This is a genomic window from Kocuria marina (genome assembly GCA_014652975.1).
GTDB lineage: Bacteria > Actinomycetota > Actinomycetes > Actinomycetales > Micrococcaceae > Kocuria > Kocuria marina.
In genome coordinates this window covers 441,407-451,949 of the sequence record BMZV01000002.1, presented here as the reverse complement: position 1 = coordinate 451,949, position 10,543 = coordinate 441,407, and the positions used below count along the sequence as shown (strand labels likewise).

Sequence of the window (10,543 nt, the reverse complement as noted above, 5' to 3'; positions counted from 1 at the left end):
TCCCAGGGCTCGTTGCTAAGGTAGGAACGGACATCGGCGAAGCGGCCGCGGTCGGGCAGCACCAGGCTGCTCGACCCGGCCGCTTCGTCATATGCACCAACCATCCGCCATTCGAAAGGGAGTCACCCATGCGTCGAGCGAAGATCGTGGCCACCATCGGCCCCGCCATCTCCTCGTACGAGAACGTCACCCAGGCGATCCAGGCCGGAATGAACGTGGCTCGCCTCAACATGAGTCACGGTGACCACACCGTGCACAATACGTCCTACGAGAACCTGCGCCGGGCCAGCGAAGAGCTGGGCACCACGGTCGCGATCCTCGCGGACCTGCAGGGGCCCAAGATCCGGCTGGGCAACTTCGCGGACGGCCCCCATGCGCTGGACGTGGGTGACACCTTCACGATCACGATCGAGGACGTCCCCGGCTCCAAGGAGCTGTGCTCCACGACCCACAAGGGCCTGCCCGGCGACGTCAACGTGGGGGACCCGCTGCTGATCGACGACGGCAAGGTCGCCCTGCGCGCCACGGCCGTGTCGGACACCGCCGTCACCACCGAGGTCGTGGTCGCCGGGACCGTGTCCGACCACAAGGGCATCAACCTCCCCGGCGTGGCCGTCAACGTCCCCGCACTGAGCGAGAAGGACGAGGCGGACCTGCGCTGGGCCCTGCAGCGCGGCGTCGACATCATCGCGCTGTCCTTCGTGCGGGACGCCCAGGACATCACCCGGGTGCACGAGATCATGGCGGAGGAGGATCGCAAGATCCCCGTGATCGCCAAGATCGAGAAGCCTCAGGCCGTGGATGCGCTGCACGAGATCATCGACGCGTTCGACGGCATCATGGTTGCCCGCGGCGACCTCGGTGTGGAGCTGCCGCTGGAGGCCGTGCCGATCGTGCAGAAGCGCGCGATCGAGCTCGCCCGCCGCTGGGCGAAGCCCGTGATCGTGGCCACCCAGGTGCTCGAGTCCATGATCGACAACCCGCGCCCCACGCGCGCCGAGGCCTCGGACTGCGCGAACGCCGTGCTCGACGGCGCGGACGCCGTGATGCTCTCGGGCGAGACCTCGGTGGGCAAGTACCCCATCAAGACGCTCGAGACCATGTCGAACATCATCCTGGCCACCGAGACGCAGGGCATGGACCGCATGCCCCCGCTGGGCACCGAGCCCCGCACGCGCGGCGGCGCCATCACCCGTGCGGCGGTGACCATCGCCCGGCAGCTGGACGTGAACTACATCTGCACGTTCACCCAGACGGGTGACTCGGCCCGCCGGTTGTCCCGGTTGCGCCCGGAACGCCCGATCCTCGCGTTCACCCCCGAGAAGAGCGTGCAGGCGTGGCTGCAGTTGCTGTGGGGCGTCCAGCCCATCCGGGTGGATCGCGTGGAGCACACCGACGACATGACTCGTCAGGTGGACCACTACCTGCTCCAGCATGATCTCGCCAACACCGAGGACATGGTCATCATCTGCGCCGGTTCGCCCCCGGGCCACGCCGGGTCCACCAACCTCGTGAAGGTGCACCGCGTGGGCGACCTCCAGGACGCAGGCGAGGCACCCCAGCGCGAACCCCGCGAGCGCGTGGGACCGTGGGGCGGCATGGCCGGTTCCGCCACGTGGCGGGAGCCGTGATCGGTCGCTGATCCACGCGGGTCGGCCGTATGGCGGACCGCTGCGAGCGGTTCTCGTCGCGGCATCTGCGTGTGGGTGTCGACCCGATGTTCTAGTGGAGTAAAGGCAGTCCGGAGGCCGTCCGAGCTGCCTTTACTCCACTCTGCGTGCTGACCGTGGACGCTGTGATCGATCGCGCGAACAGCGGCTGGGGCCCTACGGTCTCCGAAAGGTTTTGCTACGCGCCTTGATCGCGGAGCCGGTCCCGCATGAGGGATTCGAGCAGCGTGATGGGCAGGGGCCGGTCGTAGGGAAGCTTGATGAACCCGGCGCCATACTCCTCCCCCGCAGCCGCTTCCCGTGACTGGTGGGGTGCGAAGAACTCGGGGGTGAACCGCAGGGAGCAGTGGTGCTTGAAGTTCCACAGCATCCACAGAGTGGTGTTGTCGTCGAGCGCGTACGTGGGCTGGTTCCACTTCAGGACCTCCCGCGCGTGCGGCGCCACGCGACGGCTGAGGTCTCGAAGCGCCTCGAGGTGGGGACGTTGGTGGGGCTCCAGTCGAGCGGAATAGTCCTCGGCACCGATCCGCTTGGGCATCGGCATGGGGTCTCCCGTCGTGGTGTGAGCTGTGTCGGAGGTGCTCAGGCTGTCGGCTTCATCCTGGGAAGTCGACCACGGGCGGGCCTCCCCATTGCTGACAGGTCCCCGACCGGTCCACCCACCCGCCCGACCACGGATGCGGGGAGACCCACGACCCCCGTGCATTCGCCCTGTGTTCGGCCACGAAAAACGGCCCCGCGGGTGCGAGGCCGTTCCAAAGGTGCTCCGACGGAGCGAGTTGTCGTGCCCAAGGTGGGACTCGAACCCACACATGTCTCCATACTGCATTTTGAGTGCAGCGCGTCTGCCAATTCCGCCACTTGGGCATGTCCGGGAAGGGGACCGTAGTGCGGGCCACCGCCGCCGGTGCGGATAACAGCATACATGATGGGTCTAGGCTGGAGACCGGTCCGCCCCTTCCGCGCCCGGGGGTGTGCTGTGTCCCATCAGGCGCGTTCGCGGCACTCGTGGTTGGATGCCGTGTCGACACGACCAAGTTATCCCCAAACCTAGGAGTCCCCGTGACGGATTCGTCGAACACCCCGGAGCCCACTGCGCCCGGGGCACAACGGTCGGGCGCCGCAGACCCTGGCGTCGCGCAGCCCGACACCGCCCGCGCCGAGACGACCCACGTCGACGCCGCGCCCGCCCAGGACCACGCCGCCCGTTCCGAGGCGCAGGGTTCCGGAGCCAAGACGGTCGTCGTCGCGGAGGACGAGGCGCTGATCCGCATGGACATCGTCGAGATGCTCGAGGACGCCGGGTACCGCGTGGTGGCGCAGGCGGAGAACGGGGAGCGCGCCGTCGCCCTGGCCTCCGAGCACCGCCCGGACCTCGTGCTCATGGACGTGAAGATGCCCGTGATGGACGGGATTACCGCCGCAGAGCAGATCGCGCAGGACCGGATCGCGCCCGTGGTACTGCTCACCGCGTTCAGCCAGCGCGAGCTCGTGGAGCGTGCGCGGGAGGCCGGCGCCATGGCGTACGTGGTCAAGCCGTTCACCGTGGACGACGTGGTGCCCGCGATCGAGATCGCGATGTCTCGTTTCGAGGAGATCACGGCCCTCGAGAGCGAGGTCGCGGACATGAAGGAACAGTTCGCCACGCGCAAGCTCGTGGAACGCGCCAAGTCGCTGCTGCAGACCAAGATGGGTCTGTCCGAGCCCGAGGCGTTCCGCTGGATCCAGAAGACGTCCATGGATCGCAGGCTGTCGATGCGCGAGGTGGCCGAGGCGATCATCAGCCAGGTGGCCTGACGCCCCCGGGGCCCAGATCGTCCCGGGCCGCACGCGGAACGCGCCCGAAGCTGTCCCTGGCCGTGCGGCGTCCCGCGCCCGAGCCCGTGTTCCGCCGGGGCCTGTGCCTTTCCGGGGGTGGCCCTAGGATGGAGCCGTGACTGAGACGAGCAAGCAGGCCAGCCAGGACGCCCCTGAGACCCGCACCGTGGTGATCGGTGAGAAGACCGAGCACCCGCAGGAGGTCTCGCTGCCCGTTCCGGTGTCCCGGCCCGAGAAGCGCTTGCTACTGATCGACGGGCACTCCCTGGCGTTCCGCGCATTCTTCGCGCTCTCCCGCGCCGCCGAGTACGGTGGGGGCCCCGGTTTCGTGACGTCCGACGGCGTCCACACCGAGGGCGTCTACGGATTCGTGAACACCATGGTCAAGCTCGTGCGCGAGGAGAAGCCCACCCACCTGGTCGTCTCCTTCGACCTCGAGGGCCCTACCCTGCGCTCCCAGGAGTACGGGGAGTACAAGGGCGGCCGGGACGAGACCCCGGAGGAGTTCCACGGGCAGGTCCCCAACATCCGACGCATCCTCGAGGCTGTTGGCATTCCGATCGTCACGAGCGAGGGCCACGAGGCGGACGATGTCCTGGCCACGCTCGCCACCACGGCCGCCGCCGAGGACTTCGAGGTGCTCGTGTTCTCGGGTGACCGGGACGCGTTCCAGATGATCACGGACCACGTGACGGTGGTCTACCCGGGCCGCACGCCGTCGGACCTGCGCCGCATGGACGCGCAGGCGGTCTTCGAGAAGTACAAGGTCGCCCCGCAGAACTACCCGGATCTCGCCGCGCTGACGGGGGAGACCGCGGACAACCTACCGGGTGTACCGGGCGTGGGTCCCGGCTTCGCGGCCAAGTGGATTACGTCCTACGGTCCCGTGGAATCGCTGCTCGAGCACGCGGACCGGATCACCGGCAAGAAGGGCGAGGCCCTGCGCGAGCACGAGGACCTCGTGCGGCGCAACCGCAAACTCAACCGCCTGGTCACGGACCTGCCCCTCGACGTGAACCTGGATCACGCGGTACTGCCCGAGGCCGATCCCGAGCGGGTCGGCGTGGTCTTCGACGAGCTCGAGTTCGGTGCCCAGTTGCGCGGGCGTCTGCTCGAGGCCTTCGGTTCCCACGCTTCCGACGACGCCGGCGCCACGGTTCCCGAGGTCACCGACGTCACCCGGGTGCGCACCGCCCAGGAGTTCAGCGATTGGCTGGACGCGGGGGAGAAGGACGTGCCCATCGTCGTCCGCCGCTTGGCGCACGACCCCAAGGCGCCCTCCGGCGCGGAGGTGACCACCCTCATGCTCATGAACCAGGGCGGTGCCGCCGTGGACCTCGTGACCGCGGACCAGGAGCTGACCATCGCCGTCGAGGCATGGCTCGCAGACCCGGCGGCGCCCAAGATCGTGGACGGCCTCAAGGACCTGTACCACGGTCTGATCCAGCGCGGGATCGAGCTCGCCGGTGTCGTGGACGACGTCCAGCTCTCCGGCTACCTCGTGCGGCCCGCGCTGCGTTCCTACGAGCTGGACGCCCAACTGAGCCACCACCTGGAGGTGGAGGTGCCCCGCGCGGACGAGTCCGCGGCGTCGGAGAAAAACGGACAGACCGAACTCGCGCTGGACGCGTCGGACGAACAGGACGAGCTGGCCGGTGTGAGCGACGCCGAACTGCGTCGCCAGGCCACGCTCGGTTCCGCGTGCCGGCAGTTGAGCGAACACCTGCGCGGGCTGCTCGAGGCCGACGGCCAACTGGGGCTGCTCACGGATCTGGAGATGCCCCTCGCCGTGATCCTCGCCCGGATGGAGGCCACGGGGATCGCGATGGACCGCCCAGGTATCGACCGGTTGTTCGACGACCTCCAGCAACCGATCGACCAGGCCTTCGAGCAGGCGCAGGCGCAGATCGACCACGAGATCAACCTGGGTTCCACCAAGCAACTGCAGGCCGTGATGTTCGAGGAACTCGGCCTGCCCAAGACCAAGAAGACCAAGACCGGGTACACCACGGACGCCGCGGCGGTCGCGGACCTGCTCGGACGCGTGGACCCCGAGACCCAGGGTTCGCGGTTCCTCGTGGCGCTCATGAACTGGCGCGAGTACTCCAAGCTCAAGCAGATCGTGGCCGGATTGCGGGACGCGATCGCCGAGGACGGGCGCATCCACACCACGTACCAGCAGACCGTGGCGGCCACCGGACGGCTGTCCTCCACGGGTCCCAACCTGCAGAACATCCCCGTGCGCACCGAGCAGGGCCAGCGCATCCGCGACGTGTTCGTGGTGGGGGAGGACTCCCAGGGCCCGTTCGAATGCCTCATGACCGCGGACTACTCCCAGATCGAGATGCGGATCATGGCCCACCTGTCCGGGGACGAGGGCCTGATCGAGGCGTTCCGCGGCGGGGAGGACCTGCACCGGTTCGTGGGCTCGCGCGTGTTCGACGTGGCCCCGGAGGACGTCACCCCTCAGATGCGTTCCAAGGTCAAGGCCATGAGCTACGGCCTCGTCTACGGGCTGAGCTCCTACGGCCTGTCCCAGCAGCTGAACATCGGCGTGGACGAGGCCCGCACCATGATGAGCGGCTACTTCGAACGCTTCGGCGGCGTGCGGGACTTCCTGCGCGGCGTCGTCGAGGAAGCCCGTTCCAAGGGCTACACCGAAACGATCGACGGGCGACGCCGCTACCTCCCGGACCTCACGAGCGACAACCGCCAGGCCCGCCAGGCCGCCGAGCGCATGGCCCTGAACGCACCCATCCAGGGGTCGGCCGCGGACATCATCAAGAAGGCCATGATCGGCGTGGACCGGGCCCTGCGCGAGGACGACCTGCGCTCGCGGGTGCTGCTGCAGGTCCACGACGAACTCATCGTGGAGGTCGCCCCGGGGGAGACGGAGCGGGTCGAGGAGATCCTGCGCACCGAGATGGCCGGGGCCGCGGAACTGACCGTGCCCCTGGACGTCAACGTGGGCACGGGGCGGACATGGCACCAGGCCGCCCACTGACCGCCTGAGCGCACGGACCACTCAGCCCGCCGCTCGGCGCCGCAGCAGGCCGTGCACCCAGCACGACACCCGCCACCGCGCGGCGGGCCATGGCACACCCGAACCGCCCGAGTCACGACGAGGAGCATCATGAACGCGACACCCCGGCACGAGCAGACCCGCGAGAGCGAGTACAGCGCCCGCGGGAACGACTACGTCCTGCGCCGCTTTCTCGCGAACGAGGGTGGCACGGACGCGAACCCCGAGTTCGTGGAGTGGAACCGGGCGGTCGCCCAGGGGTTCCACGGCCGTGAACCGGGGCAGGAGGCCACCGAGCGCAACCTGCGATCGATGCGCGCCGCTGGCACCCGGTTCCGCGCCGCATACACCGCGGACCCCGTGCCCACAGCCGCGCTGGGGGCCGAGCGACCCGTGGCCACGTTCTGCTCGTGGGACTCGGAGCTGACGCTCGGGGAAGGGCGCAGCGTGCCCGCGTGGTTGGTCTCTGAGGTCACGGTGCGCCCAACCCATGCCCGGCGAGGACTGTTGCGCCGGCTCATGACCACCGACCTGACCGAGGCCCACGAGGCGGGGTTCCCGATCGCGGCGCTCACCGCCTCCGAGGCCACGATCTACGGTCGCTTCGGTTTCGGTGCGGGCACGTTCAACACCGAGATCACGGTGGACGCGCACACGCGGTTGCAGTTGAAGGCCCCGACCGTGGGCACGGTGGAAATGGCCGACAACCACGCCGTGGCCGAGCTGGCGCCGAGCATCTTCGATCGCTTCCACCGCGTGACGGCGGGCTCCCTCACGCGCACTCAGAAGTGGTGGGACATTATCTCCGGTCGGTGGAACTGGGACCAGGAGGGCGCGGATCCTGAGATCCGCACCGCGGTGCACTACGACGCCCGGGGTGAGGCGGACGGCTACGTGAGCTACAAGTTCGTCTCCACCCAGGGGTTCCAGGGGTACCTGAAGGTCGTGGACCTCGTGTCCCCGAGCTCGCAGGTGCGCATCGCCCTGTGGGAGTACCTGTGCAACCTGGACCTCGTCACGGAGGTGCGCTACAACAGCGCCCAGATGGAAGACCCGCTCATGTGGGGCATGGTGGACATGTCCGCCTACACCGTGCGCAAGCGCTACGAGCGACTGTGGTTGCGCGTCCTGGACCCGGTGGCGGCCCTGTCCGCCCGGCACTACACGTCCCACCGCAAGGTCAGGATGTCGGTCGTGGACTCCATGGGCTTCGCGGACGGGATCTACGAGATCGACACCACCGGTGATGCCCCCCGCGTGGAACGCGTAGCGGACCGCCCGCGCACACAGGACGATCTCGCGGGGAAGTCCATGCCCGCCGTGGAACTGTCCGACGGCGCGGACGTCGCCCTGAACGTCGATTCGCTCGGCTCGCTGTACCTTGGGGCCGTCAAGGCGTCCACGCTGCACTACGCGGGGCTGCTGCGCGTGCGCGACGACGCCGCCCTGCGGGACATCCAGGCGCTCATGTCCACGCCCACCCACCCGTACTGCATCTCCCCGTTCTGAGCGCGGCTCGCGCAGCGCGCGGACGCACCCTTCAGGCTTGAACCGGCACGGTTTCGAGCCTAGACTGGAGCGGTGCGTGTATTCGCACGCCCACATCAAGCGTGACGTCGCCAATCCGGTGCGCCCCACAGGGCGGGGTTGGTGACACCAAACCATCACATCAATTTCATCGGAGTCCCTACTACATGACCACCACCACCCAGCAGGTCGCCGTCAACGACATCGGAACCGAAGAGGATTTCCTCGCCGCTGTCGACGCGACCATCAAGTACTTCAACGACGGCGACCTCGTGGAAGGCACCGTCGTCAAGGTCGACCGCGACGAGGTCCTCCTGGACATCGGGTACAAGACCGAAGGTGTCATCCCCTCTCGTGAGTTGTCCATCAAGCACGACATCAACCCCGATGACGTCGTGGCTGTGGGTGACGAGGTGGAGGCTCTGGTCCTCACCAAGGAGGACAAGGAAGGTCGCCTGATCCTCTCCAAGAAGCGCGCTCAGTACGAGCGCGCCTGGGGCGACATCGAGAAGGTCAAGGACGAGGACGGCGTCGTCACCGGCACCGTTATCGAGGTCGTCAAGGGCGGCCTCATCCTGGACATCGGCCTGCGTGGCTTCCTGCCCGCCTCCCTCGTGGAGATGCGCCGCGTCCGCGACCTCGCTCCGTACATCGGTCAGCAGCTCGAGGCCAAGATCATCGAGCTGGACAAGAACCGCAACAACGTGGTGCTCTCCCGCCGTGCGTGGCTCGAGCAGACCCAGTCCGAGGTGCGCGCCAACTTCCTGCAGCAGCTGCAGAAGGGCCAGGTCCGCACGGGCACCGTGTCCTCGATCGTCAACTTCGGTGCGTTCGTGGACCTCGGCGGTGTTGACGGTCTGGTGCACGTCTCCGAGCTGTCCTGGAAGCACATCGACCACCCCTCCGAGGTCGTCGAGGTCGGTCAGGAAGTCACCGTCGAGGTGCTGGACGTGGACATGGATCGCGAGCGTGTGTCGCTCTCGCTCAAGGCCACCCAGGAAGATCCGTGGCAGCTGTTCGCCCGCACCCACGCCCTGGGCCAGGTCGTCCCCGGCAAGGTCACCAAGCTGGTTCCCTTCGGTGCGTTCGTTCGCGTCGAGGACGGCATCGAGGGCCTCGTGCACATCTCCGAGCTGGCGCAGCGTCACGTGGACATGGCCGAGCAGGTCGTCTCCGTGAACGAGGAGCTGTTCGTCAAGGTCATCGACATCGACCTGGACCGCCGCCGGATCTCGTTGTCCCTCAAGCAGGCCAACGAGGGTGTGGACCCGGACTCCACCGAGTTCGATCCCGCCCAGTACGGCATGGCCGCCGAGTACGACGAGCAGGGCAACTACAAGTACCCCGAGGGCTTCGATCCCGAGACCAACGAGTGGATCGAGGGTTATGAGGAACAGCGCGCCGCGTGGGAGGAGCAGTACGCTCAGGCCCAGGCCCGCTGGGAGGCGCACAAGGAGCAGGTGCGCAAGCACCTGCAGGAAGACCAGGATGCGGCGACCACTTCGTCCTCCTCGTCCTCCCCGAGCCACTCCTCCGGCCCCACGAGCTACTCTTCCGAGGCTCCGGCCGAGGACGCCGGGACGCTCGCGTCCGACGAGGCCCTCGCCGCTCTGCGCGAGAAGCTCACCGGTCACTGAGTCGCACGCGGCGGCCCGTGAGCTCGCCGTGAGGTGAATCCGAGAGGTCCCGCTCCCCGTCACGGGGAGCGGGACCTTTCACATGTCCGGGACGTCCTCCCACCGGGCGGGTCCCTCGTGGACGCTCGCGTGGCCCGCGGTGATACTCGCAAGGGCTGCCCGGGCATCGTCGATGGCGCCGGGGAGGTCCGCCACGAGCAGGCGCAGGGTCGCGTCCGCGGAGCCGTAACCGGTGGGCAGGACCGTGAACCCGCGAGCGCGCATCTGGGACTCCACGCGGCCGGCCTCGGCGTAGGGGAGCAGCAGGGTCAGTTCGCGGCAGCGCATCCTGCGCACGAGCGGGGCGGTGTCCAGCGCGGCGGCCACGGCACCGGAGTAGGCGCGCACGAGCCCGCCGGCCCCGAGCTTGACCCCGCCGAACCACCGCACGACCACGGCACACACGTCCGAGAGGTCACCGGCCTCGTCCGCGGTGCGTTGCCGGGTCGTGGCGTGCGCGGTCAGCGCCTGCAGCATGGGCATGCCCGCGGTACCCGCCGGTTCGCCGTCGTCGGACGAGCGCGTCGTGGCGCGCGTGGGTCCGAGCACGAACGCCGAGCAGTGGTGACGGGCGTCCCGGTGTTCGGCGGCCACACGGGTGATGAACTCGCGGGCTTCCGCTTCCGTGTCCACGCGGGTGAGTAGTGCCAGGAACCGGGACTTCTTGATCTCGAGCTCCACGCTGTGCACGATGCCCCGGCGCGGGACGGTGTAGGACACGCGCGAGTCCGCGGCGTCGTGGGAGAGGGATTCGGCGGGCACACCACCAGTGTAGGGACGCGCCGATCCGGGGGCTCGTGGTCGCGCGGGGGGCCGGGACGGTCCCGGGG

At 68.5% G+C, this 10,543-nt stretch carries 7 protein-coding genes and 1 tRNA gene; 5 read left to right on the top strand and 3 right to left on the bottom strand.

The genetic code is table 11. The annotated features are described in order from the left end of the window. The first annotated feature begins 128 nt into the window (after positions 1–128). Positions 129–1,631, top strand: coding sequence for a pyruvate kinase (gene pyk / locus IE157_RS07140; protein ID WP_064846830.1), 1,503 nt, complete (start codon positions 129–131; stop codon positions 1,629–1,631). Between the two features lie 217 nt (positions 1,632–1,848). On the opposite strand, the gene IE157_RS07135 is transcribed toward pyk, so the two are convergent. Next, on the bottom strand, positions 1,849–2,214 hold the full coding sequence (locus IE157_RS07135; RefSeq protein WP_193519545.1) for an iron chaperone: 366 nt from the start codon (positions 2,212–2,214) through the stop codon (positions 1,849–1,851). 241 nt (positions 2,215–2,455) lie between these two features. Continuing rightward, positions 2,456–2,537, bottom strand: a tRNA-Leu gene (locus IE157_RS07130). Between the two features lie 195 nt (positions 2,538–2,732). Between IE157_RS07130 and IE157_RS07125 the strand changes: the two genes are divergently transcribed. The 4 genes from IE157_RS07125 to rpsA all read left to right on the top strand — a co-directional run bounded on the left by IE157_RS07125 (position 2,733) and on the right by rpsA (position 9,674). After that, complete coding sequence (locus tag IE157_RS07125; protein ID WP_064846832.1) at positions 2,733–3,467, top strand: ANTAR domain-containing response regulator; 735 nt, start codon at positions 2,733–2,735, stop codon at positions 3,465–3,467. Positions 3,468–3,603: 136 nt separating this feature from the next. Continuing rightward, positions 3,604–6,492, top strand: coding sequence for a DNA polymerase I (gene polA, locus IE157_RS07120; protein ID WP_193519543.1), 2,889 nt, complete (start codon positions 3,604–3,606; stop codon positions 6,490–6,492). Positions 6,493–6,621: 129 nt separating this feature from the next. After that, positions 6,622–8,019 carry a GNAT family N-acetyltransferase gene (locus IE157_RS07115; RefSeq protein ID WP_064846834.1) on the top strand — a complete coding sequence of 466 codons (1,398 nt, stop codon included), beginning with the start codon at positions 6,622–6,624 and terminating at the stop codon, positions 8,017–8,019. 185 nt (positions 8,020–8,204) lie between these two features. After that, entirely contained in the window at positions 8,205–9,674 is a 1,470-nt protein-coding gene (gene rpsA, locus IE157_RS07110) for a 30S ribosomal protein S1 (RefSeq protein WP_035962088.1), read from the top strand. A gap of 78 nt (positions 9,675–9,752) precedes the next feature. On the opposite strand, the gene IE157_RS07105 is transcribed toward rpsA, so the two are convergent. Next, positions 9,753–10,475 (bottom strand): IMPACT family protein, encoded by a 723-nt coding sequence (locus IE157_RS07105; RefSeq protein ID WP_286738176.1) that lies wholly within the window; start codon positions 10,473–10,475, stop codon positions 9,753–9,755. Positions 10,476–10,543: the final 68 nt, after the last annotated feature.

Excerpts from the sequence above, each read along its gene's own strand:
- pyk (WP_064846830.1), top strand. The coding sequence starts at position 129 with ATGCGTCGAGCGAAGATCGTGGCCACCATCGGCCCCGCCATCTCCTCG.
- IE157_RS07135 (WP_193519545.1), bottom strand. The coding sequence starts at position 2,214 with ATGCCGATGCCCAAGCGGATCGGTGCCGAGGACTATTCCGCTCGACTG.
- IE157_RS07115 (WP_064846834.1), top strand. The coding sequence starts at position 6,622 with ATGAACGCGACACCCCGGCACGAGCAGACCCGCGAGAGCGAGTACAGC.
- rpsA (WP_035962088.1), top strand. The coding sequence starts at position 8,205 with ATGACCACCACCACCCAGCAGGTCGCCGTCAACGACATCGGAACCGAA.